The 26,003-nt window shown below is 66.8% G+C and carries 25 protein-coding genes and 1 pseudogene; 13 read left to right on the top strand and 13 right to left on the bottom strand.

The features are described 5' to 3' along the window. The first annotated feature begins 86 nt into the window (after nucleotides 1–86). Nucleotides 87–893: an SDR family NAD(P)-dependent oxidoreductase gene (locus D6M19_RS31645; RefSeq protein ID WP_123029268.1), complete on the top strand. Its 807-nt coding sequence runs from the start codon at nucleotides 87–89 to the stop codon at nucleotides 891–893. 37 nt (nucleotides 894–930) lie between these two features. Continuing rightward, nucleotides 931–1,356, top strand: a complete 426-nt coding sequence (locus tag D6M19_RS31640) for an Rv1352/Rv1906c domain-containing protein (RefSeq protein ID WP_123029258.1) — start codon at nucleotides 931–933, stop codon at nucleotides 1,354–1,356. A 17-nt stretch (nucleotides 1,357–1,373) separates the two neighbouring features. Here the strand turns inward: D6M19_RS31640 and D6M19_RS31635 are convergent, their stop codons facing one another. The 9 genes from D6M19_RS31635 to D6M19_RS31595 all read right to left on the bottom strand — a co-directional run bounded on the left by D6M19_RS31635 (nucleotide 1,374) and on the right by D6M19_RS31595 (nucleotide 14,015). Next, nucleotides 1,374–3,626 carry a hypothetical protein gene (locus tag D6M19_RS31635; protein ID WP_123029257.1) on the bottom strand — a complete coding sequence of 751 codons (2,253 nt, stop codon included), beginning with the start codon at nucleotides 3,624–3,626 and terminating at the stop codon, nucleotides 1,374–1,376. 88 nt (nucleotides 3,627–3,714) lie between these two features. After that, a complete protein-coding gene (locus tag D6M19_RS31630; RefSeq protein ID WP_123029256.1) occupies nucleotides 3,715–5,943 on the bottom strand; it encodes a malate synthase G in 2,229 nt (742 codons plus the stop codon). A 73-nt stretch (nucleotides 5,944–6,016) separates the two neighbouring features. After that, complete coding sequence (locus D6M19_RS31625) at nucleotides 6,017–6,910, bottom strand: 3-methyladenine DNA glycosylase (RefSeq protein WP_123029255.1); 894 nt, start codon at nucleotides 6,908–6,910, stop codon at nucleotides 6,017–6,019. Next, the gene (locus tag D6M19_RS31620; RefSeq protein ID WP_123029254.1) at nucleotides 6,903–7,958 is read right to left on the bottom strand and encodes a hemolysin family protein; all 1,056 of its coding nucleotides are present in this window, start codon (nucleotides 7,956–7,958) and stop codon (nucleotides 6,903–6,905) included. Before D6M19_RS31620 ends, D6M19_RS31625 begins: the two co-directional genes overlap by 8 nt. Next, on the bottom strand, nucleotides 7,958–9,331 hold the full coding sequence (locus D6M19_RS31615) for a hemolysin family protein (RefSeq protein WP_123029253.1): 1,374 nt from the start codon (nucleotides 9,329–9,331) through the stop codon (nucleotides 7,958–7,960). The genes D6M19_RS31620 and D6M19_RS31615 overlap by 1 nt, the downstream gene beginning before the upstream one ends. 216 nt (nucleotides 9,332–9,547) lie before the next feature. Continuing rightward, nucleotides 9,548–10,984, bottom strand: a complete 1,437-nt coding sequence (locus D6M19_RS31610; protein WP_123029252.1) for a GuaB1 family IMP dehydrogenase-related protein — start codon at nucleotides 10,982–10,984, stop codon at nucleotides 9,548–9,550. 93 nt (nucleotides 10,985–11,077) lie between these two features. Next, entirely contained in the window at nucleotides 11,078–12,544 is a 1,467-nt protein-coding gene (gene gndA / locus D6M19_RS31605; RefSeq protein WP_123029251.1) for an NADP-dependent phosphogluconate dehydrogenase, read from the bottom strand. Nucleotides 12,545–12,609: 65 nt separating this feature from the next. Further along, on the bottom strand, nucleotides 12,610–13,554 hold the full coding sequence (locus tag D6M19_RS31600; RefSeq protein WP_123029250.1) for a M56 family metallopeptidase: 945 nt from the start codon (nucleotides 13,552–13,554) through the stop codon (nucleotides 12,610–12,612). A gap of 14 nt (nucleotides 13,555–13,568) precedes the next feature. Beyond that, nucleotides 13,569–14,015: a BlaI/MecI/CopY family transcriptional regulator gene (locus D6M19_RS31595; RefSeq protein WP_123029249.1), complete on the bottom strand. Its 447-nt coding sequence runs from the start codon at nucleotides 14,013–14,015 to the stop codon at nucleotides 13,569–13,571. Nucleotides 14,016–14,233: 218 nt separating this feature from the next. Between D6M19_RS31595 and D6M19_RS31590 the strand changes: the two genes are divergently transcribed. Next, nucleotides 14,234–15,013: an iron reductase gene (locus D6M19_RS31590; protein ID WP_123029248.1), complete on the top strand. Its 780-nt coding sequence runs from the start codon at nucleotides 14,234–14,236 to the stop codon at nucleotides 15,011–15,013. Nucleotides 15,014–15,160: 147 nt separating this feature from the next. Here the strand turns inward: D6M19_RS31590 and D6M19_RS31585 are convergent, their stop codons facing one another. Continuing rightward, nucleotides 15,161–15,538 (bottom strand): rhodanese-like domain-containing protein, encoded by a 378-nt coding sequence (locus D6M19_RS31585; RefSeq protein WP_123029247.1) that lies wholly within the window; start codon nucleotides 15,536–15,538, stop codon nucleotides 15,161–15,163. Nucleotides 15,539–15,614: 76 nt separating this feature from the next. Between D6M19_RS31585 and D6M19_RS31580 the strand changes: the two genes are divergently transcribed. From D6M19_RS31580 to D6M19_RS31550, 7 genes are read left to right on the top strand one after another with little or no spacing between them, the layout of a single operon-like run. Then, entirely contained in the window at nucleotides 15,615–16,007 is a 393-nt protein-coding gene (locus D6M19_RS31580; RefSeq protein ID WP_123029246.1) for a PaaI family thioesterase, read from the top strand. Between the two features lie 49 nt (nucleotides 16,008–16,056). Continuing rightward, on the top strand, nucleotides 16,057–16,359 hold the full coding sequence (locus D6M19_RS31575; protein WP_123029245.1) for an urease subunit gamma: 303 nt from the start codon (nucleotides 16,057–16,059) through the stop codon (nucleotides 16,357–16,359). Further along, complete coding sequence (locus D6M19_RS31570) at nucleotides 16,356–16,706, top strand: urease subunit beta (RefSeq protein WP_123029244.1); 351 nt, start codon at nucleotides 16,356–16,358, stop codon at nucleotides 16,704–16,706. The genes D6M19_RS31575 and D6M19_RS31570 overlap by 4 nt, the downstream gene beginning before the upstream one ends. Continuing rightward, nucleotides 16,703–18,424, top strand: coding sequence for an urease subunit alpha (locus tag D6M19_RS31565; RefSeq protein ID WP_123029243.1), 1,722 nt, complete (start codon nucleotides 16,703–16,705; stop codon nucleotides 18,422–18,424). The genes D6M19_RS31570 and D6M19_RS31565 overlap by 4 nt, the downstream gene beginning before the upstream one ends. After that, complete coding sequence (locus tag D6M19_RS31560) at nucleotides 18,424–19,059, top strand: urease accessory protein UreF (RefSeq protein ID WP_123029242.1); 636 nt, start codon at nucleotides 18,424–18,426, stop codon at nucleotides 19,057–19,059. Before D6M19_RS31565 ends, D6M19_RS31560 begins: the two co-directional genes overlap by 1 nt. Nucleotides 19,060–19,076: 17 nt before the next feature. After that, nucleotides 19,077–19,754, top strand: coding sequence for an urease accessory protein UreG (ureG, locus tag D6M19_RS31555; RefSeq protein ID WP_123029241.1), 678 nt, complete (start codon nucleotides 19,077–19,079; stop codon nucleotides 19,752–19,754). Then, nucleotides 19,755–20,390, top strand: coding sequence for an urease accessory protein UreD (locus D6M19_RS31550; protein ID WP_123029240.1), 636 nt, complete (start codon nucleotides 19,755–19,757; stop codon nucleotides 20,388–20,390). It abuts the gene before it with no gap. On the opposite strand, the gene D6M19_RS31545 is transcribed toward D6M19_RS31550, so the two are convergent. From D6M19_RS31545 to D6M19_RS31535, 3 genes are all read right to left on the bottom strand, one after another. Then, nucleotides 20,391–21,761, bottom strand: coding sequence for a type II NADH:quinone oxidoreductase Ndh (locus D6M19_RS31545; RefSeq protein WP_123029239.1), 1,371 nt, complete (start codon nucleotides 21,759–21,761; stop codon nucleotides 20,391–20,393). 108 nt (nucleotides 21,762–21,869) lie between these two features. Beyond that, nucleotides 21,870–22,802, bottom strand: coding sequence for an LLM class F420-dependent oxidoreductase (locus D6M19_RS31540; protein WP_123029238.1), 933 nt, complete (start codon nucleotides 22,800–22,802; stop codon nucleotides 21,870–21,872). Between the two features lie 67 nt (nucleotides 22,803–22,869). After that, nucleotides 22,870–23,544, bottom strand: a complete 675-nt coding sequence (locus tag D6M19_RS31535; protein ID WP_206428687.1) for an SDR family oxidoreductase — start codon at nucleotides 23,542–23,544, stop codon at nucleotides 22,870–22,872. A 187-nt stretch (nucleotides 23,545–23,731) separates the two neighbouring features. On the opposite strand from D6M19_RS31535, the gene D6M19_RS31530 reads away from it, so the two are divergent. The 3 genes and pseudogenes from D6M19_RS31530 to D6M19_RS31520 form a co-directional block, all read left to right on the top strand. Continuing rightward, entirely contained in the window at nucleotides 23,732–24,541 is an 810-nt protein-coding gene (locus D6M19_RS31530; protein ID WP_123029236.1) for an ABC transporter permease, read from the top strand. Further along, nucleotides 24,538–25,623 carry a sulfate/molybdate ABC transporter ATP-binding protein gene (locus D6M19_RS35365; RefSeq protein WP_123029235.1) on the top strand — a complete coding sequence of 362 codons (1,086 nt, stop codon included), beginning with the start codon at nucleotides 24,538–24,540 and terminating at the stop codon, nucleotides 25,621–25,623. The genes D6M19_RS31530 and D6M19_RS35365 overlap by 4 nt, the downstream gene beginning before the upstream one ends. Before the next feature lie 184 nt (nucleotides 25,624–25,807). Further along, nucleotides 25,808–26,003 (top strand): annotated as a pseudogene (locus D6M19_RS31520) (alanine and proline-rich secreted protein Apa); the annotation flags it as partial.

Genomic DNA, 26,003 nt, shown 5'->3' with positions numbered 1-26,003 from the left:
CATGATCCTCCGTTGGTATGTTTGCTGCAGCATAGGTGAGTGCGGTTCAGCGGTGTAGGTCCGCCGCACCCGGTATGGTCCACCGTATGCGTGATGTAGCGGGTGCTGTCGCCCTGGTCACCGGGGGAGGAAACGGAATCGGCGCGGCGATGGTGAAGCTGCTCCGCGACAAGGGCGCAAAGGTGTGTGCCGTCGACATCGACGAGGAGGCGGCACAGCGCAGCGGCGCCGATCTCGCCATTGGCGCCGACGTCGCTGACCGTGAGGCGATGGCGGCCGCCGTGGACAGGACTGTCGCCGAGTTCGGCAAGCTCGACCTCGTCTTCGCAATCGCCGGAATCACCCACCCACCTGCGACGCTGCGCGTGTTGAAGCCCGGTGAAGCCCAACGCGTGATCGACGTGAACTTGACCGGCACGCTCAACACGGTCCAGCCGGCAATCGAACCGCTGATCGCGACCAGAGGCCACATCGTCGTTGTGTCGTCGATGGGGTGGCCTGCCAATACCGACTACGGCATTCTGCTGCCCGCCGTCGGCGGCGTCGCATATTCGACCAGCAAGACCGCCGTCGAGATGCTCGGCCGCGGCCTGCGGATGGAACTCGCCCAATACGGCGTCGGCGTGACAATCGGCTACTTCGGACCGATCGACACGGCCATGGTGCACCTGACGCCCAATCCCGCGACCAAGGCCAAGTGGAAGCTGATCATCAGCCCTGAAAAGGCCGCAGCCGGGTTGCTGCGCGCCACCGAACGCGGCAAGGTTCGGGTGATCATCCCGGCCCGCTGGAACTTCCTCAACGCCATCCGTCCGCTCGGCGTTCACATGGACAACCTGCTGCTGAGAAGCAAAAAGCAGCGTGCTTTCGTTCGCAGTTACGACTCGGACTGACAGCAGTCGGCCCGATGCACCGACGTATGCTTGACGGGTGTCACGAATCGTTATCGCCGCGGCGCTGATCGTGGCGGGTTGTTGCGCGCCGGCCGGTGTCGCGCACGCAGATCCGGCACCGCCGCCTCCGCCGCCGGGACCGAAGACGAGCTTCGGTGACGGCACCTATGCGGTGGGAACCGACATCACGCCCGGTGTGTACCAGTCCGCCGGCCCCGTCGGCGACGGTGCGTGCTACTGGAAACGGGTCAACGGCGACGGCATCGTCGCCAATGCCATGACCAAGAAGCCGCAGACCGTTCAGATCGAGGCGGGCGATACGGCCTTCACGAGCAGCGAGTGCCAGGACTGGCAGAAGACCGACGCCGCGCCGCCGCCGAAGCCGAATCCCATCGACGTGCTCGGCCAGCTCGGCAGTCTGCTAGGTGCCGGCGCCGCGCCAGCCGCGCCGAGCGGGGGCTGACGACAGCCCGGCGTCCGCTAACCGAGAAAGGTGGCGACCGCCGACGTGAGATCGGGGGACGCCGACGTCGACAGGTTCTGGTAGGTGCCGCCGCTGATCTGGGCGACACCCTCCCACGCCGCGCGGTCGGGATCGCCGCCGAAGTCGATCACGTTGATCGCGATCGGCTTTGCGGGGTCGAAGGTGCGGCGCACATAGTCCTGCAGCCCGCTGGCGTCGAGGCTCTGGTCGGTGTGCGGACCGGCGGTGATCACGAGGATCGAATTGCTCTGTCCAGGACGGAACTTCGCCAACGCGTCGTCGTAGATCATTCGCAGAGTGGTGAAGGACACCGCACCGCCTGCAGAGGCGGTCTGCCCGTCAAGTGCCGCGGCCAGGGCCGCTGCGCGCGGCTTGCCGTCCACGGGGTCGGACAGCGGACCCGTCGCCACCTCTGACCGCCCCTCGACACCGTCGAACGTCCACAGCCCGACCGCCGCCGTTTGGGGCATCGTCTGCACTTGCGCGTCGAGGGCGGCCACCACATTGGCCAGCCGGCTCTTGCCACCCTCCTGTGCGCTCATCGACTGGTCGAGCATGATCGTCACGGCCGCGTTGCCCGCCGGCGCGGTCAGCGCGTTGGCCAGGGTGGCCCGCATAGAGCTGTCGCCGACCGACAGGGGAGCCGACACCGGCGCGAAGTTCGTGATGTCACTCTTCGGCGGCTGGCCGCCGTCGGTGCGAAATCCGAGCTTGGCGAGCTCGGAGAGTTGTTCGGGCTTGCGCAGGAAGCGGGAGAACTCGCTGGCTGCGGTGACCTGTTCCTGGGACAGCCACGTGCCCTTGAGCAGAACCGTCGGATAGTCGGCGATCGCGGTCGGACCGGGCGGAAGCCACGAGGCCACCACGTTCTTCGCGTCGGACAGAGACGTACCGCGCTGATAGAGCTGCTGCTCGGTGGTGACGACGGCGTGCACAGGGGCGGCAGCCGGGTCGCTCGCGTTGAGCAGTGCGTCCATCGCGGTCGTCGCCTTGTTGTCGGCGAGCTTGGGTGCGCCCGACATCAGGGTGTTCACCGCACCGGTGCCCGCACTCGGTGGCGATCCGGCGGGCGCCGAAGCTGCCGCGACGGCCTCTGCCGCGAGATAGGACGCGTCGCTGTCGCCGTTGAGTGGCAGGGCGAGGCGCAAGGATCCCCAGCCTGGCAGGTTCATGCCGTTCAAAGAGTTGGGGTTGCTCTGAAGACCGGGAAGCGTGCCCCAATTCTGCTGCGCGAGAGCACCTTTGAGCGGGGGTTGGATCGCCAGCAGCACCGGCGAGCTGACCAGCGAGCGACTGTCGTCGACGGTTTCCTCGCCGGCCACCGCCTCGAGGCGGGCCTGCGAGATCGAACTACCGGGAATCCACAGGGCCGGACGTTCGCCCAGCTCCGCCGGCCAGGTGCCGACGAAGCCGTTGATCACCTGGTCGGATTCGGCAGGTTTGACGTCCAATGCAACGCAGCTGTCGCCGACGGGGTTGGCGGTTTCGTTGAATTTCTTTGCCAGCGTGGCTATCTCGCTCGAGATGGCCGGGTCGGCGACGACGGCGACGGCCTTCTGACCGTCGACGCACCTCGCGGAGGCGATGCTGGACCTGTTGGAAAGCGCATCTCCGAAGAAGCGCCACAGGATGACGGCCGCCACCACCACGACGACCGCGACCAGCGCGCCGATGACACCCCAGCTGACGCCGCGGCGACCAGGTTGGATCGCACGGTGGCTGCCGGTCCATTCGCCGCCTTCCCAGTCGCCTGAGTGCTGCGCGCGGGGTGGAGGTTTCGGTGCAGGTGAACGTGCGGCGTACGACGGCGATTCGGCGGCCGGCCGACGGAACTGGGGTTCGGCGGGCTCGGGATCTCGATAACCGGTCCGCAGGTAGTCCGGCAGGTCGGAATACTCGGCCTCGGGGTAATCGGACTCGGGATACTCGGACTCGTACTCGTCGTCGTAGTCCGACTCGTACTCGGTCTCGAACTCGGACTTTCCGTACTCCGGCTCGCCGTGACCCGGTTCCTGGTACCCGGTGTCGTCATAGCGCTGCCGGTAGCCCGACTCTGCAGAATCCGGGTAGTCGCGCTGGCCATAGCGCGGGTAGTCGGGCTCCGCAGGGGCCGTCGGATAGCCCGGTTGGTCATACGGCTCGTCGTAGGGCGGAACCAGCGGCTGCTCGAACGACTCGGTCGCATCGGCTGCGCCAGCGGGGGTGCCGTCGGAGGACTCCTCGGGGTCGGGAATGCTGTGCCTACCCACTCCTGCGCCCGCGTCCTCTCCGTTCGTCGATCATTGCTGGCACGTCACTGCCTCGCCGAAGTCTATCCATGCCATCGAAACCTGCCGGTCAGCCGGCGTTGCTGGGATTCGCTGCTTTGAACTCGCGCCTGCGCCGGTGCAGGATCGGCTCGGTGTAGCCGTTGGGCTGCTGCGCCCCGGACAGGATCAACTCCTGGGCGGCCTGGAAGGCGATGCTGGCGTCCGGGTCGGGGGCCATCGGCCGGAACTCCGGATCGGACTCGTTCTGTTTGTCCACCACCGCTGCCATCCGTCGCAGGCTGGCCTTCACGTCGTCGTCGGTGATGACGCCGTGCCGGAGCCAGTTGGCCAGCAGCTGACTGGAGATGCGCAGCGTTGCGCGGTCCTCCATCAGGGCGACGTCGTGGATGTCGGGCACCTTGGAGCAGCCGACCCCTGCGTCGATCCAGCGGACGACGTAGCCAAGGATCGACTGGCAGTTGTTGTCGACCTCCTCGCGGATCTCCTCGGGCGCCCAGGCCAGCTCCTTGGCCAACGGAATGGCCAGCAGCTCGTCGACGGTGGTGCGGGTCTTGCCCTGGAGCTCCTTCTGCACCTCGAACACATCGACCTCGTGATAGTGCATGGCGTGCAGCGTGGCCGCGGTCGGCGACGGCACCCACGCAGTGGTGGCGCCCGCCTTCGGCTGCCCGATCTTCTGCTCGACCATGTCGGCCATCAGCTCGGTCATCGCCCACATGCCCTTGCCAATCTGGGCTTTACCGGTGAAGCCCGCGGCCAGACCAGCGTCGACGTTGGCGTCCTCGTAGGCCTTGATCCACGTGGTGCCCTTCATCGCGCCCTTGCGGATCATCGGACCCGCTTCCATCGACGTGTGGATCTCGTCGCCGGTGCGGTCGAGGAATCCGGTGTTGATGAACACCACCCGGTCGGCGGCGGCCTTGATGCACGCCTTCAAGTTGAGGGTGGTGCGGCGTTCCTCGTCCATGATGCCGACCTTGATGGTGGCGGGCGGCAGGCCGAGCACGTCCTCGACGCTGGCGAACAGCTCGGCGGTGAAGGCGACCTCGTCGGGACCGTGCATCTTCGGCTTGACGATGTAGATCGAGCCGGCGCGGCTGTTGACCAGCGGGCCGTTGCCGTCGCCCGCCCTCAGGCCGTGCATGGCGATCAGGCTGGTGAAGATCGCGTCCTGGATGCCCTCGTACACCTCGTTACCGTCGGCGTCGACGATCGCGTCGTTGGTCATCAGATGTCCGACGTTGCGGACGAAGAGCAGGCTGCGGCCAGGCAGCGTGAAGTGCTCGCCGCCTTCCAGAGCCGATCCGTCGGCGCCATCGGGCCGCGCGGTCTTGTAGGTGCGGTCCTGGTTGAGGACCCGGCTGAACGTCTTGCCGTCCTTGGTGACGTCCTCGGACAGGTCGCCCCTGTTCAGCCCGAGCCAGTTGCGGTAGCCGAGCACCTTGTCGTCGGCGTCGACGGCGGCCACCGAATCCTCGAAGTCCTGGATGGTGGTGATGGCCGACTCGAGCACAACATCCTTGATTCCGGCGTTGTCGGTCGAGCCGACGGGGGACTGCGGGTCGATGAGGATCTCGATGTGCAGGCCGTTGTTGACCAGAAGCACAGACCATTCGGGAGAGCCGAGCTCGCCGGTGTAGCCGATGAACTTGTCCGGATCGGCCAGGCCGACGGATCGGTCGGCGGTAGCCACCTGCAGGCGGCCGTCGTCGACGCTCAGTCCGGTGGCGTCGACCCATGAACCGGACTCCAGCGGCACCGCCTGATCGAGGAATCCGCGGGCGTAGGCGATGACCTTGTCGCCGCGCACCTTGTTATAACCCGAGGTCTTCTCGGCGCCGTCGTCCTCTGGGATGACGTCGGTGCCGTAGAGCGCGTCATACAGCGAGCCCCAGCGGGCGTTGGCGGCGTTGAGGGCGAACCGCGCATTGAGTATCGGCACCACCAGCTGCGGGCCCGCGGTGGTGGTGATCTCGTCGTCGACCCCGGAGGTGGTGATCGTGAAGTCTTCTGGCTCCGGCTGCAGGTATCCGATTTCGGTCAGGAACTGCTTGTAGGCCTGCGGGTCGAGCGGCTCGAGGACGCGGTGGCGGTGCCATTTGTCGATCTGGGCCTGCAGTTCGTCCCGCCGCCCCAGCAGATCCTGGTTCTTCGGGGTCAAATCGGCGACGACCTTGTCGACTCCCGACCAGAAGGTGTCGGGGTCGATGTCGGTGCCCGGCAGCGCCTCGTCGTTGACGAAGTCATACAGCGTCTGGGCGACGCGCAGGTTTCCTACCGTCACACGATCGGTCATCTCGTTCCTCCCTCGGCTGCATGGCGCCGCATGGCGCACTGCCGTCGATCCAGTTTACCCGCGAGTAGCAGGGCTAATTCCCGGCGGCGGTCAGCGCTGCGGCCAGCAATTGGTCACATCGGTCGGCGATCGCGGTCCGCAACGGCGCCGCCCGCGCGGCGACCTCCTGCTGCTCACGGACGTAGAGCGCCCGACCGGCCGGGGTTTCGACGGCGATCGGCTCGAAACCGTAGCCGGTGAGGTCGTACGGGCTGGCTCGCATGTCGAGCGCGCGGGCGTCGGCGGCCAGCTCGAGGCAGCCGATCAGCAACTCGGACTCGACGAGGGGACCCAACTTGTAGCACCACTTGTACAGGTCCATGTTGGCGTGCACGCAGCCCGGCTGCTCCCAACCCGACTGCTCGGCGCGTGAAGGGGTGCCCGCGTTCATCGCGGCCGCTGGTTCAGTGAAGAACCGGAACGCGTCGAAGTGGGTGCAGCGCAACGGTATCGACTCCACAACCGCGTCGGTTGCGTCCTTTCCGAGCCGCAGCGGCACCCGTTCGTGCCGCACGGCCGGCGCCCGGTACACCATCGCCCACTCGTGCATTCCGAAGCAATTCATCCTGGGGGAGCGGCTTGCCGTGGCGCGCAACAGATTCGCGACGAATCCCACGGTGTCGACGCGGGACCTCAGATGCTCGAAGGCCACCGTCACGCCCGCCGGATGGGGACCGTATCCGGTGCGGTTCAGATAGGCCCGCGCGGCCCTGCTGTCCGGTCCGCCGAGCACAACGCCGAAGCCGGGATGCCAGACGTGAAGTTGGCGCGGCCGCAGGCTGTAATAGCGAAACAGGAAGTCCCACACCGGATGTGGCTCGCCGATCTGCGCCCGCTCGCGGTGCGGCGCGAGGAACTCCTCGACGCGGCTGCGATGCGCCCGCTCTCGCGTCGTCCAGTCGTCCTCGGCGAGCAGCCAGTCAGCCACCGTGGGTCCGATGTCGCATCGTGCCGACCAGGTCCTCGACGAGATCCTCGAGTGCCACCATCGCAGTCACGCTGCCGTCTTCGGCGGTGACCAGGGCGAGGTGACTGTTGCTGCGGCGCAGCCGCGACAACGCGTCGGGCAGCGGCAACGACGCGGGCACCTGGGGCAGCGGCCTGACCACCCCGAGGTCGACGACGGCGTCGGTGTCGTTCACCAGCTTCAAGATGTCCTTGATGTGGACGTAACCGATGAACCGCCCGTCACCGCCGGTGACAGGGAATCGGGAGTAGCCGCTGTCCTCCAGGGCCTGTTGGATCGCCCGGACGGTGGGGCCGCTGTCGGCGGCGGCCGCGGACACCGCGTGGACCTCGCTCAGCGGGATGGCCACATCGGCGACGACCCGGGTGCGAATCTGCAGGGCGCGCGACAACCTGTTGTGTTCCTCGGTGTCGAGCAGTCCCTCGGACAACGACTCGGCGATCATCTCCGAGAGCTCGACCGACGAAACCGTGTTCTCCAGTTCGGGTTTGGCCTTGATGCCCACGGTGCGAAGCACCATGTGCGCGCACCAGTCGTACACCGCGATAACGGGCCGCGCCAGACGAACCCACGCCAGATACGGCGGGACGAGCAGCATCGCCGCCGACTCCGGGCCTGCGATGGCAATGTTCTTGGGCACCATCTCGCCGAGCAGCACATGCAGCACCACGACGATCGTGATCGCGATGACGAACGACACCGTGTGCAGAAGGGCGTCGGGGACGCCGAGCAGGTCGAACGGCTTCTCGAGCAGGTGCGCCACCGCGGGCTCACCGACCCGGCCGAGCAGAATCGAGCAGATCGTGATGCCGAGCTGCGCTCCCGCCAGCATCACCGACAGGTTCTGGCCGGCTCGGATCACCGCGACCGCGCGGCGCTTGCCCTGTTCGGCGAGTGCTTCGAGGCGATCGCGGCGCGCCGAGATCAGCGCGAACTCCGCACCGACGAAGAACGCGTTCGCCGCGAGCAGCGCAACGGTGAGAAGCACCCCGAGGATGTCGCCGCCCATCAGCGCTCACCGCCTCGGTCGTCGGAGTCGCCGCGGCGGCCCTGCTTGGTCAGCTCGAGCAGATCGATGCGCCTGCCGTCCATCCGCACGACCGTCGCCAGCCAGCGCACCGGATCGTCCATCGGCCCGTCGGTGTCGAATGCTGTCAGCTCGACGGCCTCGCCTGGCTTGGGAATGTGGCCGAGCTCCTGCATCACCAGGCCGCCGATCGTCTCGTATTCGCCTTCGGGAGCGCGGAATCCGGCGTTCTCGGCCACCTCATCGATGCGCAGCAGCCCCGAAACTCGCCAGCTGTCGCGGCTCATTCGCAGCACATCGGGTGTCACGTCGTCGTGCTCATCGCGGACGTCGCCGACGATCTCCTCGATCAGGTCTTCCATGGTGACCATCCCTGCGGTGCCGCCGTATTCGTCGGCCACCAGCACGGTTTGCAGCCCGCTGGCCCGCACCTGCGCCATCACGTCGTCGCCGTCGAGCGTCGAGGGCACCACGGGCACCTCGGTGGCCAGGCCGGCCAGCGCGGTGCGCGGTCGATCGCCGGGCGCCACCTCGAAGACCTGTTTGACGTGCACGAGCCCGATCGTCTCGTCCAGGTCGCCCTCCACGATCGGGAAGCGGGAGTAGCCGGTCTCCATCGCCATCACGACAAGATCGGCGACGTTCTGGTCGGCCTGCAGGACCTCGATCTTGGACCGCGGTGTCATCAGCTCCTCGGCGGTTCGCGACCCGAACTGCAGCGAACGGTCCACCAGGGCGGCCGTCACCGGGTCGAGTGCGCCACGGCGCGCGGAGTTGCGGACCAGCGAACCGAGCTCCTGCGGTGAGCGCGCCGAGCGCAATTCCTCGGCGGGCTCGATGCCGAGCCTGCGCAGGATCCAGTTGGCGGTCCCGTTCGTCAGTTTGATCACCGGGGTGAAGAACATCGAGAACAACACTTGGGGCCCGGCCACCACGCGCGCGGTCTCCAACGGCCGTGCCACCGCAAGGTACTGCGCAACCAGCTCGCCGAAGACCATCGACACCGAGGTGGCGATCAGCAGCGAGAGCGCAAGGGCCAGGCCACCCGCGACGCCCTCACTCAGCGACAAGCCCGCGAAGGCGGGCGTCAGCAGCCGTGCGATCAGCGGCTCGGCGAGGTAGCCGGTGATGAGCGTGGTCACCGATATGCCGACCTGCGCACCGGACAATTGGAATGACAACGTCCTGTGGGCGCGCTGGACCAGCTGGTCACGCCGGCCACCGGTGCGGGCGTTGGCGTCGACCGTGCTGCGCTCCAGGGCCGTCAAAGAGAACTCGGCCGCCACGAAAACCGCCGTCCCCAGCGTGAGGACGATGAAGGCCAACAGGGCCAGCAGTGTGTAAGCGACGCTCATCGCGTCCTCGTCAGACCCTCGCCGGACCGAATGTCCGGCCGACTAGAGGAGGGTTCGGCGTCGGGCTCGGCTCCGGTCACATTTCCCGGCATCGGCGGGGCCTGCCCCTCGTCCCGGAAGCTCGAGGCCTCAACGGGTGCCTGCGGCACGAATTACCTTTCTGTGGGTGGCCAAAATGAATGCCTTATGTTAGCCGGTCGGACCGGATCGGCTGAGTTACCAACCCGTCGGTAGCGGGTGGCCCTCGGCGAAGCCCGCCGCCGACTGAACGCCCAGCACGGCCTTCTCGTGCAACTCGGCGATGGTGTTGGCCCCGACGTATGTGCACGTGCTCCGCACACCCGAGGTGACGTGGTCGAGCAGATCCTCCACACCACCGCGCGATGGGTCAAGACCCATCCGCGACGTGGAGATCCCTTCCTCGAACAGCGCCTTGCGGGCACGGTCGAACGGGCTGTCGCCCGCCGTTCGCGCGGCCACCGCCCGCTTGGATGCCATGCCGTAGCTCTCCTTGTACGGCTGGTCCTCGCGATCGCGCATCAGGTCGCCAGGCGACTCGTAGGTGCCTGCGAACCACGACCCGATCATCACGTTGGACGCACCCGCGGCGAGCGCCAGCGCGACATCGCGCGGATGACGCACACCACCGTCGGCCCAGACGTGGCCGCCGAGTTGCCTTGCCGCCGCGGCACATTCGACGACAGCGGAGAACTGCGGACGGCCGACGCCGGTCATCATCCTCGTGGTGCACATGGCACCAGGACCGACACCGACCTTGACGATGGATGCCCCCGCGTTGATCAGGTCCCTTGTGCCCTCCGCCGACACCACGTTGCCTGCCGCCAGCGGCAGGCCCAGGTCGAGCGAGGACACCGCGTCGATCGCGTCCAGCATCTTGGCCTGATGCCCGTGCGCGGTGTCGACCACGAGCAGGTCGGCGCCCGCCTCGGCCAGCGCACGCGCCTTGGCTCCGACATCGCCGTTGATGCCGATCGCCGCCGCGATCCGCAACCGGCCACGGGAGTCGATGGCAGGGGTGTAGATCCCGGCCCGGATCGCGCCGGTGCGGGTCAGCACGCCTGCCAGGATGCCGTCGGCATCGGTCATCACCGCGACGTCGACCGGGGCGTGTTCGAGCAGGTCGAAGACCTTTCGCGGGTCGGTGCCAACGGGTGCCGTGACGAAATCGGTGATCGAGACGTCGCGCACCCTTGCGAAACGGTCGACGCCGAAGCAGTTGGCCTCGGTGACCAGACCGATCGGTCGGCCTTCTGACACCACCACCGCGGCGCCGTGGGCACGTTTGTGGATCAGCGCGGTGGCGTCGGACACCGAATCGTCGGGCAGAAGCGTCACAGGTGTGTCCACGACGAGGTCGCGGGTCTTGACGAAGTCGACCGTTTCCTTGACCGCTGAGATCGGAAGGTCCTGCGGCAGAACCACGAGTCCGCCGCGTCGGGCCACCGTCTCGGCCATCCGCCTGCCTGCGACCGCCGTCATGTTGGCCACCACGACGGGGATGGTGGTGCCCGAACCGTCGGAGGTCGACAGGTCGACGTCGAACCGCGACGCCACATCCGACCGACCGGGAACGATGAATACGTCGTCGTAGGTCAGGTCATAAGGCGGCGAGTGCCGGTCCAGAAATCTCATCGCTGACCAGTCTAGATACTCGCCGAAACTGCGGAGAGATCGCGTGTCAGAGCGCTATGGCGATCTGCCCGCAGTCTCGACGGTTGGGTGCGCTCAGGCGGGCACTTCAGTGTGGTCCCCGCTCCAGAGGGTGTGGAACTTCTTGCTCGGGTCGTCGTCGATGCGACCGTAGGTGTGTGCACCGAAGAAGTCGCGAAGGCCCTGTGTCAACGCGGCGGGCAGCCGCTCGGTGCGCAGGGCGTCGTAGTACGACAGCGCCGAGCTGAAGCCCGGGATCGGGATGCCGAGCTGGGTCGCGGTGACCACCACGCGGCGCCAGCTGTCGATCGCGGACTCGATCGCACTGCGGAAGTACGGGGCCACGATCAGCGTCGGCAGATCCGGGTTCTCGTCGAACGCCTCCTTGATCCGGTTGAGGAACTTCGCCCGGATGATGCAGCCGCCACGCCAGATGGTCGCGAGGTCGCCGGGTGTGATGCCCCAGTCGTATTCAGCGCTGCCCGCTTGAATCTGGTTGAAGCCCTGGGCATAGGCGATGATCTTCGACGCGTACAGCGCCTTGCTCACATCCTCGGTGAATTGCGCTGCGTCAGTTGGCTTTTCGCCGAGATCGCCCGATGCAAGGCCGGTGGTGGCCTTGCGTTGTGCGACGGACCCGGACAGCGCTCGGGCGAACACCGCCTCGGCGATGCCGGTAACTGGCACCCCAAGGTCGAGTGCCGATTTGACGGTCCAGCGGCCGGTGCCCTTCTGTTCGGCCTCATCGAGGATGACGTCGACCAGCGGCTTACCCGTCTTGGCGTCGGTCTGGCGCAGCACCTCTGCGGTGATCTCGATGAGGAAGCTGTCGAGGTCGCCCTTGTTCCATTCGGCGAAGACATCGGCGATCTCGCCTGCGGACTTGCCGAGGCCGTCACGCAGAAGCTGGTAGGCCTCGCCGATGAGCTGCATATCGGAGTACTCGATGCCGTTGTGCACCATCTTCACGAAATGGCCTGCGCCGTCGGGGCCGATATGGGTGCAGCAGGGCACGCCGTCGACGTGCGCGGAGATCTCCTCGAGCAGCGGGCCGAGCGACTTGTAGGACTCCGCAGGTCCGCCCGGCATGATCGACGGGCCGTTCAGCGCACCCTCCTCGCCGCCGGAAATACCTGCGCCGACGAAGTGCAGGCCGCGGTCGCGCATCGCCTTCTCCCGACGAATCGTGTCGGTGTACAACGCGTTTCCGCCGTCGATGATGATGTCGCCCTCTTCCATCGCGTCGGCGAGCTCGTTGATGACGGCGTCGGTCGGGTCACCAGCCTTGACCATGATCAATACCCGACGGGGCTTTTCGAGCGCATCGAGGAATTCCGGGATCGTCTCGCTGCGCACGAACTTGCCCTCCGAGCCGTGCTCTTCGAGCAGGGCGTCGGTCTTGGCGATCGACCTGTTGTGCAGGGCGACGGTGTATCCGTGATGGGCGAAGTTTCGAGCGATGTTGGATCCCATCACGGCAAGGCCGGTGACGCCGATCTGAGCGGTGCCAGTGGTAGCGGAGGACTGAGCTGATTCAGACAACTAATGCAGCCTTTCGTTGTTTTGTTGTGGCACAGGTAGTTTCGGTGAAAATAAGAAGGCACAGCCTATGCGATGAACAGTCGGTGTAGCTCGGTGAGCCACGGCACCGCCAGCGCAACGGTTGGCACGACGAGCACGGCAGCCGCCGCCAAGTATGCAGTCATGGCGAGCACGATGCTATTGCCGCGACCGCCCAGACGCCGCACCCGCAGCACCGTGGAAGGCCCGCCCGCGGCCATCGCGCCCGCAGGGGTCCGGCCTGCCGCGCAGGCGACAAGGGCGCGGGCCAGGGGAGCGGGACCCGTGGCCCGCAATGCGGCGTCGTCGGCGAGCAGCTCGATGAGAAGCCGAACCGCATCCAGTGCGCTGGCGCTTCGGACAAAGCGAGGGAACGCGGCGTGCACCGCGGTGAACATCTCGAGCACCAGATCGTGCCTGGCCCGCAGATGGGCACGCTCGTGGGACAGGATGGCCGCTATCTCCTTGTCCGCCAAGGTCGTCAGCGTGCCCTCGCTGACGACGACGCGACTACGCACACCGGGCAGGCAGTAGGCCAACGGTTCGGCCACGTCGAGGACTCGGAGCCCGTCCCCGGCACGCGGGTGGTGCCCCCACTTCTGCGATTTGCCCACCAGGTCGACCACCATGCGGTGGTGTGCCCGGCGCCGCCGCGTCGCGATCGCCACCTCAACAACGGCGACCACGAGCCTGGCGCCGACGAGCATCGTGAGGGCGAAGACCAACACGTAGGCGATCCACAGCGGCCAGCCGAGCACCTCGATCTCGCTCGTGATGGTCGCCGTCGGCCGGCCGTCCGGGCCGGGCACGAACAGCCGGCTCGCTATCGCGATCCCCGCGCTGAACGCCGACAGTACTGCGGCCAACGCGATGGACTGCCACAACACGATCGAGGCCCGTGGCGCCCGCATCGGCCACACCGCGCGGGCAAGCAAGGCCGGAACGGGTCCGACCAGCAGCAGCGCGACGAACGTGAAGGCCAGGGCTGACACCCTGCCAGTCTCCCCTAGGGAGAGCCCGGACCGCCACCGGATGGGGGCATTTCGTCACCGTCTGTTTTGTTGCTCGCGTGCGCAGCGTTCGTCTCCAACTCGGCAAGTGCGCGTCGCAGCGCGGCCGCCTCGTCGGCGCCGACCCGCTCGACGAAGTGCACGAGCGCGGCCTCCCTGCCACCGGAATCGGCGGCCTGGTGGAGTGCGTCGACCATCAGGCCGGCAACCAGTTCGTCACGGCCGTGCGTCGGCGCGTACCGGTGGGCACGGTCGTCGCGGTGCTGAACCACGAGGTTCTTTTTGGCCAGCCGCTGAAGCACGGTCATGATCGTGGTGTACGCCAGGTCGCGCTCAGCTGCCAACGCCTCGTGTACCTGGCGCACGGTTTGAGGTTCGCGCGATGCCCACAGGTGGTCCATCACCGCGCGTTCGAGGTCACCTAGACGCGTCAACTTGGCCATGTTCTGTTCATCTCCAAAAGGGCGATTCATCAAGGGTACTACGGCGTTACTACCGTGCGTCGTATGCGAACCGCAGGTGCGGTGGTCCAGCCTCCGCGCGCTGCGTCGGCACCGCTCATCGCCCCCTCTGGGACATCGCTGTGAGTCCAGTCACAGCAGGCAGCCGCACACTTCGTCATGACTATAGTAAGGCTACCCTAACTTACTTCGGAGGTGTCATGACGGTCTTGGTCGACGACCCGCTCATCGCGGGCATGGCAATCACGCGAACGCTGCCACTGCATGAGTCAAGCCGCCGGTTGCGCGAGCTGTATCCCGAATGCCCCCGCGTGTACGGCGTCGCGGTGATGTCCGATCTGACCCGGCGGCGGTGGTGGCCGCTTCACGAGGCGCTCACGACGGATCGACTCAGGGAGATGTTCCAGATCGGCGCGCTCGAGATGGACAGCCCAGTGGCCGCCGCCCAGCAGCTTGCCGCAACCGTGGCGCATGTCGTCATCGGCAGGGTGATTCCGCTCCTCGTGCTCGAAGGACGGGCGTGGGACAGCGGCCTGGAGAACCTCTGGGTGCACGCCGATTCCGAGGGTGCGATCGACTGGGTCGGCGTGGTCGATCCGACGCTGCGGGCGCTGCCCGACGATCCGTTCTTCGGCGACCGCACAGACGTAGGCGCGGCGCGCTTCGCCCGCGACGGAATGGTCCGGCTGCCCAGCGAGGCGGCGTTGACGACCTGGGTCGCCCACCGCAGCCACCGTGCGCTCAATCCGTTGTTCGCCACGATCGTCGACGTCAGCGGAGGGGCGATTTCGATGTCGTCGATGTGGAACATCGTCGGCGCAGCGGTGGTTGGCGCCGCCACGCACATCCCCCTGCTGGCCAGGTCAAGCGAACTGGTCAGCATGCGTCGCGGGCAGGCGGTACTCGACGCGCTGGTCGGGTTCGGGCTTCCGGTCCGCGGCGGGCAGCGACCCCGCGAGGGGAAGGGCTTGCTTAATTAGGGCAGGCTTGCCTATCCTAGGCTAGTAGTTGGACCGGCCGGAGTCCTGAGGGCTGCAGAGACCCACGGTCCACTCCAGGGCGGGTCCCGTGCCGTTGGTGCGGGGCCCGCCCACTATCTTTTCTTCCCCGGCTCGCCCCAGGCTCCTTCAGCCCTTCTCGACGGCGCCGCCGCTCTCCGCCCAGTCGCCGAACCCGCCGAGGTTGTATACCTCGTCGTAGCCCATCTCCTTGAGCGCCTGCCCGGACAGTGCCGCCCGGCCGCCGGACGCGCAGTACAGGACGACGGCTTTGTCCTTCGCGAAGTTCTTGTCGTAGTAGGGGGTATCGGCGTCGGCGCGGAACTCCACCATCCCGCGTGGGATGTGGACGGCACCTGCGATCTTGCCGCTCTTTTCGACCTCGGCGGCGTCCCGGACGTCGACGACGAGGGCACCGGCCTCGATCTTGCGCTTGGCGTCGTCGACAGAAATACGCGGCACGACCGCGTTGGCCGCTGCTACCAAATCCTTCACACTTTTACCCATGTCCCGACGGTATCGCGAGGCCCGCTGCGCGCGTGGGGACTTCACCGTGTAGACACTCCTTGTGTCATCTGTGCCAATGCAGGATCTCGGTAAGGGGTTCGACAGCGAGCTGGGCCTCAAATTCCTCGAGATCACTCCGGACGGCGGACGTGCCGAACTGGAGATTCACGACAAGCTGCTTCAGCCGTGGGGGATCGTGCACGGCGGTGTGTACTGCTCCATCATCGAGAGCCTGGCGAGCGTGTCGGGTGCTGTCTGGTTCGCCGAAACGGGTGCCGACGGCACGGTCGTCGGTGTCAACAACAACACCGACTTCCTGCGCGCGATCTCCTCCGGCACTGTGACAGCGGTGTCGACGCCGATTCATCGCGGTCGGCGCCAACAGCTCTGGTTGATCGAGATCACCGACGACAAGGGCCGCATGGTGGCACGCGGACAGGTGCGGCTGCAGAACATCTCGCAGGAATAGCGCGCACCGAGCGCTGCGGACTCGCGCCACCCGTGGCAGCATCCCCGCTATGCGTCTCACCCCGCACGAGCAGGACCGACTGCTGATCTCGTATGCGGCCGAGCTTGCCCGGCGCCGTCAAGCGCGCGGACTTCGGCTGAATCACCCCGAGGCCGTCGCCCTGCTGACCGACCACCTGCTCGAGGGTGCCCGCGACGGGCGCACCGTCGCCGAGCTCATGGTCAGCGGCCGCGAGGTGCTCGGCCGCGACGAGGTGATGGAGGGCGTCCCCGAGATGCTGCACGACGTGCAGGTGGAGGCGACGTTCCCCGACGGCACCAAACTCGTCACCGTCCACGATCCGATCTCATGAACAGCGAGGAGCCGAAGGCGGATCACGCATCCTGGGCACCGGGACAAATCATCTACGGCGACGGCGATATCGCCATCAACGAAGGCGCGCAGCGACTCACCATGGACGTCGTCAACACCGGTGACCGCCCTGTGCAGGTCGGCAGCCACGTGCATCTACCGCAGGCAAACGCGGCACTCGACTTCGATCGGGCTGCCGCTCACGGCCACCGCCTCGATATCCCGGCCGGCACCGCCGTTCGCTTCGAACCCGGTGTCGCCCAGCATATTTCGCTGGTTCCGCTCAATGGCACGCGCGAGGTGCACGGCCTGAGCCTCAATCCGCCCGGCAAATTGGACGCCTCATGACCGAACTGTCGAGGGCCCGCTACGCCGCCCTTTTCGGGCCAACCACCGGCGACCGGATCCGGCTGGCCGACACCGACCTGTTCGTCGAGATCACCGAAGACCGCAGCGGGGGTCCGGGCCTGGCGGGCGACGAGGCGGTGTTCGGCGGCGGCAAGGTGCTGCGCGAATCGATGGGGCAAGGCCGTGCGACCAGGGCCGACGGCGCGCCGGACACCGTCATCACCGGCGTGGTGATCATCGACTACTGGGGGATCATCAAGGCCGACATCGGTATTCGCGACGGTCGCATCATCGCCATCGGCAAGGCTGGCAACCCGGACACCATGAGCGGCGTTCATCCCGATCTGGTTGTCGGACCGTCGACCGAGATCATCGCGGGTAACGGCAGGATCGTGACGGCCGGCGCCATCGACTGCCACGTGCACCTCATCTGCCCGCAGATCATGGAAGAGGCCCTCGGGGGCGGCATCACCACCATCATCGCGGGCGGAACGGGTCCCGCGGAGGGCAGCAAGGCGACCACCGTGACCCCCGGTGCGTGGCACCTGGCGCGGATCCTCGAGTCGTTGGACACGTGGCCGTTGAACATCGCGCTTCTCGGCAAGGGCAACACGGTCAGCACCGAGGCGATGTGGGAACAACTGCGCGCCGGCGCGGCGGGGTTCAAGCTTCACGAGGACTGGGGCACCACGCCCGCGGCGATCGACGCCTGCCTCAGGGTTGCCGAGGCGTCCGGCGTTCAGGTGAACATCCACACCGACACCCTCAACGAGATGGGTTTTGTGGAGAACACGCTCAACGCGATCGGCGGCAGATCCATCCACGCCTACCACACCGAGGGCGCAGGCGGCGGGCACGCGCCGGACATCATCACGGTTGCGGCCGAGTCCTATGTGCTGCCGAGTTCGACGAACCCGACCCGGCCGCACACCGTCAACACGCTCGACGAACACCTGGACATGCTGATGGTGTGCCATCACCTGAACCCAAGCGTCCCAGAGGATCTCGCCTTCGCCGAGAGTCGCATCCGACCGTCGACGATCGCCGCGGAGGATCTACTGCACGACATCGGCGCCATCTCGATGATCGGTAGCGATGCCCAAGCGATGGGCCGCATCGGCGAGGTGGTGTTGCGGACCTGGCAGACGGCACACGTGATGAAGCGCCGCCGCGGCGCACTGGAAGGCGACGGCGACGCGGATAACAATCGTGCCCGCCGCTACGTTGCGAAATACACCATCTGCCCGGCGGTCGCGCATGGGTTGGATTCGGAAATCGGCTCCGTCGAGGTCGGCAAGCTCGCCGACCTGGTGCTGTGGGAGCCCGCCTTCTTCGGGGTCCGACCGCATGCGGTCATCAAGGGCGGCATGATCGCGTGGGCGGCGATGGGCGATGCGAATGCATCCATTCCGACGCCGCAGCCGGTATTGCCGCGGCCGATGTTCGGGGCGGCGCCTGCCGCGGCTGCGGCCACGTCGGTGCACTTCGTGTCGCCGCAGGCGATCGACGACAAGCTGGCTGACCGGCTCGCCGTCAATCGTCGCCTTGTGCCGGTCTCCGATGTTCGCAAGATCGGCAAGGCCGACATGCCGCTCAACGATGCTCTGCCGCGGATCGAGGTCGAGCCGGACACGTTCACGGTCCGCATCGACGGCGAGGTCTGGCAGGAACAGCCCGCGGCCGAACTGCCCATGGCACAACGATATTTCCTGTTCTGATGACGAGCCTGGCGACGCTGCTGGCACTGGCCGACTCCCGGCTACCGACCGGCGGGCATGTGCATTCGGGCGGCGTCGAGGAAGCGGTGACCAGCGGCCTGGTCGTTGACCTCCCGACATTGCGGGCGTTCCTGACTCGCCGAATCGCTACCCAGGGGTTGGTGACGGCGTCGGTTGCCGCAGCAGTGCACACCGGATCGCTTTCGGTCGCCGCCGCCGATCGCGAAACCGACGCCCGCACACCGGCTCCGGCCGCCCGTCAGGCATCCCGCGCGCAGGGGCGCGGCCTGACAAGGCTGGCGCGCCGGGTCTGGGTCGACGGCAACTGGGACGCACTGGGCGCCACACCGCACCTCGCGGTGGCGGCCGGTGTCGTCGGCGCGGCGAGTGGCATGACCCAGCAGCACACGGCACTGTCCGTCGTGTACACCACGATGACCGGCTCGGCGACCGCCGCACAGCGCCTGCTGGCGTTGGATCCCGGCGACGTCGCGGCGCTGACGTTCGAGCTGTCCGGGATGTGCGATCAAACCGCCGATCTGGCATGCAAAGAGCTCGCCGACCTGTCCGACCCGCTGCTCGACGTGCTGGCCCAGCGCCACAGCGAACGCGAGCGTCCACTGTTCGTCTCCTGAAAGGCCGATTGACCGCCATGCCACCGCATTTCATCGACGGCGAGCCGCATCGCCATCACGACCGGCCGAAGCGGCCGCGGACGGCGGGGGAGCCGCTGCGGATCGGCATCGGCGGCCCCGTCGGCTCAGGCAAGACCGCCCTGGTTGCCGCGCTGTGTCGCGAGCTGCGCGACGAACTGTCGCTGGCGGTGTTGACCAACGACATCTACACCACCGAGGACGCCGACTTCCTGCGCAGGCACGCGGTGCTGCCCGACAACCGAATCTCCGCGGTGCAGACGGGAGGCTGTCCGCACACCGCGATCCGCGACGACATCACGGCCAACCTCGACGCCATCGAGGATCTCATCGCCGCTCATGACCTCGACCTCATCCTGGTGGAGTCGGGCGGCGACAACCTGACCGCGACGTTCTCGTCGGGTCTGATCGACGTGCAGATCTTCGTCGTCGACGTCGCAGGCGGCGACAAGGTGCCCCGCAAGGGTGGGCCCGGTGTCACCTACTCCGACCTGCTGGTGGTCAACAAGACCGATCTGGCGCCGATGGTCGGCGCCGATCTCGACGTGATGCGCCGCGACGCCGCGACCGCGCGCGGTGACCTGCCGACGGTGCTGATCTCGCTGCGCGACGACCCGTCGGCAGGACCTGTCAAAACGTGGGTGCGCGAGCAGCTGCGGGTCACGCAGGCCGTGTAGATGCATTCCGACGTCCTGATCGTCGCGCGGGCAGGCAGGCAGCCGTGGATCGAATGCGCTGGCGCGGTCGCCGCGCGCGCCACCGAGCCGAACACCGTGCACTTGGTTTCCACGGCGGCCACACCGCTCGGCGGCGACACCATCGCATTGCGGGTGATCGTCGAACACGGCGCAACACTGCGGGTGCGCAGCGCCGCGGCGACGGTCACGCTGCCCGGTCGCGCCACCGCAGAGTCGTCCGCGCACTGGCACCTCGAGGTAGCCGGCGACCTGGACGTGGACCCGCAACCCACCGTGGTCGCTGGTGGTTCCCGGCATGTGACGTCGACTCGGCTATCGGTCGACGAGTCTGGGCGCGTCAGACTGCGCGAACGAGTCCAGATCGGCAGAACCGATGAACGGCAAGGCTTTTGGTCGAGCTCGCTCCATGCAGACGTCGGCGGCGAACCGCTGTTGCGGCACCGGATCGAGCTCGGCGAGCATTCGTCGACCCACGACCTGCTGGCCGCGCCGCTGGCGTCGGTGAGCGAACTGCGCTACCCCGACATCGCGGCCGACGCGTTGGGCACCGTGCTGCAACTCGCCGACGGCGGAAGCCTCGCGACGTGGCAGGGCGAGCGGCTGGTAGCTAGCTAGCTAGCTTGCCGCTTTCTCGCCTTCGACAGCCGCGGCGATCTCCTCGAGTTCCTCGATTCGGGTGCGGGCATAGGCCTGCTGCTCGGTGATGTAGAGATTTCCACGAGCGCGGCCGAGGAACGTCACCGTCCACGACAGCAGCGTGGCGATCTTGCGCCGGAACCCGACCAGATACACCAGGTGCAGGACCAGCCACGCCAGCCAGGCGATGAAGCCACCGAACTCGAGAGGGCCGATCTGGGCCACCGCGGAGAACCGCGACACCGTCGCCATCGACCCCTTGTCGAAGTATTCGAACGGCTCGCGTTCGAGAGGATCGGCGCCCTTCAGTTCGGACTTGATCGCGGTGGCGACGTACTTTCCACCTTGGATGGCGCCCTGTGCCATCCCGGGCACACCTTCCACGGCGGCCATGTCGCCGACGACGAACACGTTGGGGTAACCGGGGACGCTGAGATCGGGCAGCACCTTCACCCGTCCTGCCCGATCCACCTCACCGGTTGTCTGGTCTGCGATCTGCTTGCCCAGCGGGCTGGCCGACACACCCGCCGACCACACCTTGGTTGCGCATTCGATCCGGCGGGTGGTGCCGTCGGAATCCTTGACCGTGATGCCGTTGCGGTCGACGTCGGTGACCATCGCGTTGAGCTGGATCTCGACGCCCATCTTCTCGAGCCGGGCCTGCGCCTTCTTGCCGAGCTTCTCGCCCATGGGGGGCAGCACGGCGGGCGCAGCGTCGAGCAGGATCACCCTGGCCTTGGTCGAATCGATGTGCCGGAACGCGCCCTTGAGGGTGTAATCGGAAAGCTCGGAGATCTGGCCTGCCATCTCCACACCGGTCGGACCGGCCCCGACGACGACGAAGGTCAGCAGCTTCTCGCGCCGACTCGGGTCACTGGACCGCTCGGCCTGCTCGAACGCACCGAGGATGCGGCCGCGCAGCTCCAGCGCGTCGTCAATGGACTTCATGCCTGGGGCGAACTCGGCAAAATGGTCGTTGCCGAAGTAGGACTGCCCGGCACCCGCGGCCACGATCAACGTGTCGTACGGGGTGACATACGTGTGGCCGAGCAGTTTCGACCGGACAGATTTCTTCGCCAGGTCGACGTGGGTGGCTTCGCCAAGCAGCACCTGGGCATTCTTCTGCTTGCGCAGGATCATCCGGGTGGGTGGCGCAATCTCTCCCGACGAGATGATGCCGGTCGCCACCTGGTAAAGCAGCGGCTGGAACAGGTGGTGGGTCGTCTTGGCAATGATCTTGATGTCGACATCGGCGCGCTTGAGGGCCTTGGCGGCAGTCAGCCCGCCGAATCCCGACCCAATGATGACCACTTTGTGCCGGTCAGACGGGGTAGCTCCCGGGTGGCTCATGAGCTCCTGCTCCTCGACGATTCTCACGTTCGGTACAGCGTCTACCGTAGCCGCCCCCATCCCGTCGAGAGCAGGCATACGCGTGAGATTTGCCACGTAAAGGCATGTTTAACCGTCGAGTACGGCCTGCAGAGCCTTGCCAAGCGCGGTGATCTGACCCTCCTGATAGCCGATCACCTGGGTGGGGATGTACACGATCGCACCTGTGATGCCCGCATCGAACACCTTGGTCTTGATCTGCTCGGCGACGTGCTCCGCGGACGACCCCGCCACAGCGTTCTGCTCAAAGCCTGCGGGGATCGCATCGGCCGTCACGCCGTCTCCGAAGACCACACCGATCAGCATGCTGGTCTCTAGCGTCGCAGGATCGCGGTCGATTTTCTCGCAGTTCTGTTTGATGACGTCGACCTTGCGGGCCAGCTCGTCGAAGCCGGCGATAACGTTGAGATGGTCGAAGTGCCGGGTCGCCAGCGGAATGGTCTTCTTCTCGCCGCTCCCACCGATCAGCAGCGGAATGTGTTCGCGGAAGCGCGGATTGGCCATCGCCTCCAGAGTGCGGTAGTACTTGCCGGCAAACGTTGGGCGTTCACCCTTGATCATCGGCAGGATGATCTGAAGCGCTTCGTCCAGCTTGTTGAAGCGGTCGGTGAACGTCCCGAACTCGTAGCCCAGCTGGTCGTGTTCGAGTTCGAACCAGCCGGTGCCGATGCCGAGAATGGCGCGCCCTTGACTCATGACGTCCAGCGTGGTGACGGCTTTCGCGAGATGAGTGGGGTTGCGGTAGGTGTTGCCCGTGACCAGCGTGCCGAGCTGGAGGGTGGACGTCGCGGTCGCCAATCCACCCAGCGCGGTGTATGCCTCGAGCATGGGCTGATCGGGGGTTCCGATTCCGGGCAGCTGATAAAAATGGTCCATCACGAATAGCGAGTCGAAGCCCGACGTATCGGCTTCCTGAGCTTGCGCGATGACGGTGGGGTAGAGCTCGGCCACATCTGTGCCGTAGGAGAAGTTGTTGATTTGAAGTCCGAGTTTTATGGTCACGCCTTCACGTAACCACAACTAAGCGGGGCGGTCACCCCGCTTTAGCTTCGGGCGAACGCGGGAATATTCAGCCGATCTGAGCGAGCGCGCCACTGCTGACGTGCATCGTCTGCCCGGTGATGTGGCGAGCCGCTGGCGTGCTCAGGAACAGCGCCAGCCGGGCGATCTCCGCGGCCACCGGGGCCGAGCTGCCGAGCCCGGCATAGCCCTCCTGTGCGCTGCGGCCGGACGCGACGACGTTGACCGTGATGCCGCGCGTGCCGAAATGGGTCGCCTGACCCTCGGCCCAGTTCGATACGGCCGCCTTGATCGCGGCGTCGGCGCTGCCCTCACGCGGGTTCTCGGGGACGACGCTGATGATCGAACCGCCCGAACGCAGATGATCGCCGAGCAGCTGGATGGTCAGCACCGTCGACAGCATCGTGGCGTCCAAGGCGTTTCGCCAGGCGGCGGCGTGATCGGCCAGCGTGTAGGTGCGCGGGTCGCCCGCGTCCCAGATCGGGGCGGGCACGTTGACGATGGTGTCCAGATGGTGCGGGAACAGGCTGCGGGCCTCTTCCAGGCTCGCCGGATCGGTGTTGTCGCACACGATCGCGTCGACGTCGAGTTCTTTGGCCGCCACCTCCAGGTCATCGCGGCGAGCGCCGGTGATAACCACTTGGTGTCCCGCGTCGCGGTAGTTTTCCGCGATCACGCGTCCCAGATCCGTATCACCGCCGGTGACCAGCACCTCCATCGCCAAGACCTCCCTGTCAGCGCAGGACCTCTGCCGCCGTGGCAGCGATCCGCCGACGATGTTACTGGACAGTAGCTATTCGGCGAAACCCGACGCGCTGATCCGTTCCGCGCCGATTCCGACCTGCGATCGTTCGGTGACCTAGGGTTTGCACCGTGAGTTATTTCTCCCCGCTCACCTGCGGCTCCAGGCCTTGACTACCGCGTCTGCGCTGCCGCGCTGGATCTACCTGCCCGCCGCAGTCGGGGCGCTGTTCGTGGTGCTCCCACTCATCGCCGTCGTGGCGAAGGTGGACTGGCCGCAGTTCTTGAGCCTGATCTCGAGCGAGTCCTCCCGCGCCGCACTGGTATTGAGCCTCAAGACGGCGGCCGCGAGCACGCTGCTGTGCGTGCTGTTCGGCGTTCCGATGGCGCTCGTGCTGGCCCGTAACGACGGGCGGGCGATACAGGTGATCCGTCCGCTGCTGCTGCTACCGCTGGTGCTTCCGCCGGTGGTGGGGGGTATCGCGCTGCTGTACGCGTTCGGCCGGCTGGGGTTGATCGGCCAGTACCTCGACGCGGCAGGCATTCGGATCGCGTTCACCACCACGGCGGTGGTACTGGCGCAGACCTTCGTCTCGCTGCCGTTTCTCGTCATCGCACTGGAAGGCGCGGCCCGCACGTCCGGCCGCGACTACGACGTGGTGGCGGCCACGCTCGGCGCCAGGCCGACCACGGTGTGGTGGCGGGTTTCGCTGCCTCTTCTGGCGCCGGGCCTGGTCTCCGGCGCGGTGTTGGCGTTCGCCCGCTCGTTGGGTGAGTTCGGCGCCACGTTGACGTTCGCGGGCTCCCGCGAGGGCGTCACCCGGACACTCCCCTTGGAGATCTACCTGCAACGTGAAACCGACGCCGACGCCGCCGTCGCCCTCTCGGTGCTGTTGGTCGTGGTCGCCGCCGTCGTCGTGCTCGTGCTCGGCGCGCGCACACTGCGCGCGGGTTCCGCGATGGCAGGGAGGGTCCAGTGACCGATGTTCACGTGCGCGCGATCGCGGCCCAGCGTGGCTTCGATATCGAATTGACCGTCGCCGCAGGCGAAGTGCTTGCCGTGCTCGGACCAAACGGTGCAGGAAAATCGACCGCGCTGCATGTGATCGCCGGCCTGATGCGCCCGGACTCGGGACAGGTGCGACTGGGTGACCGTGTGCTCACCGATACCGCAGCAGGAGTGTTCGTCCCGACCCACGCTCGGCGGGTCGGCCTACTGCTGCAGGACGCATTGTTGTTCCCTCACCTCGATGTCGCTGCCAACGTGGCCTTCGCGCCACGCAGCGGCCACGGGAAGAGACCGCGTCGGGCGGCTCGCGAGATCGCCGTGTCCTGGCTGGACCAGGTCGACGCCGTCGAGCTGGCCGACCGAATGCCGCGGCAGTTGTCCGGCGGCCAGGCCCAGCGCGTCGCCCTTGCGCGAGCGTTGGCGGCGGATCCCGCCGTTCTGCTGCTCGACGAACCGCTCGCCGGTCTCGATGTGTCCACCGCGACCGCGATGCGAAAGCTGCTGCGTCACACATTGACCCGCAACGGGCGATCCGCCGTCTTGGTCACCCACGATGTCCTCGACGTGTTGACCCTGGCCGACCGGGTGCTCATCGTGGAGGCTGGCCGGGTCGTCGAAACCGGTTCGACGGCTGCGATATTGGCTGCACCCCGAAGTCGTTTCGGAGCGCGGTTCGCAGGCGTGAACCTCGTCAGCGGCATCGCAGGTCCGAACGGCGTGCTCACCACGGAGTGGGGGACCGCCTGGCACGGCAACCCCACATCGGGCATGGTGGTGGGACAGGCGGCGGTGGCGGTGTTCCCGCCTTCGGCCGTCGCGGTCTACCGCGACAAGCCGCACGGCAGCCCGAGAAACACCGTCGAAGTGGTGGTGGCCGAACTCGGCAGCAGCGGATCGGCACTTCGCGTGCGTGCCGACGAGCAACCCGACGGCGCGCCCGGCCTGGCCGCCGACATCACCGCCGAGTCCGCCGCCGAGCTTGGGGTGACGCCGGGGGAGCGCGTTCACTTCTCGGTGAAGGCGCAGGAAGTCACCATTCACCAGATTCCGTAACGGTGGCCACGGATGGCCCGATCAAATGGTCAAGCCTCGCGCACGCGCGCGAGGGCCTTGTCGTGCCAGCAATTTTCGCCAACGGCGCTAGCTCACGTTATAAGCCTGTCAGCAATCTCACAGATAGACACTTTGAGACCGCCCCACACTTGCGTCACGGCAGCAACACTGTAGTTTCGTCAGCATGCATGACCCGGACGCGATCCCTGAACACCGCAAGCGCCGCGTGAATCGGCTGGCGATGGCCACGTTGGCCGGTGCCACGGTGGTGGCTCTGACGATTCCGTCGGTGGCTCACGCCGATCCCGAGCCATCGCCCGAGCCCGCCCCGCCGCCCCCCGCGGGCAATACCTTCCTACAGGCCCTGTCTCTCATACACA

This window comes from Mycolicibacterium stellerae (assembly GCF_003719305.1).
Classification (GTDB): Bacteria; Actinomycetota; Actinomycetes; order Mycobacteriales; family Mycobacteriaceae; genus Mycobacterium; species Mycobacterium stellerae.
The sequence above is the reverse complement of the archived record's forward strand: the minus strand, read 5'-3'. Positions and strand labels throughout refer to the sequence as shown.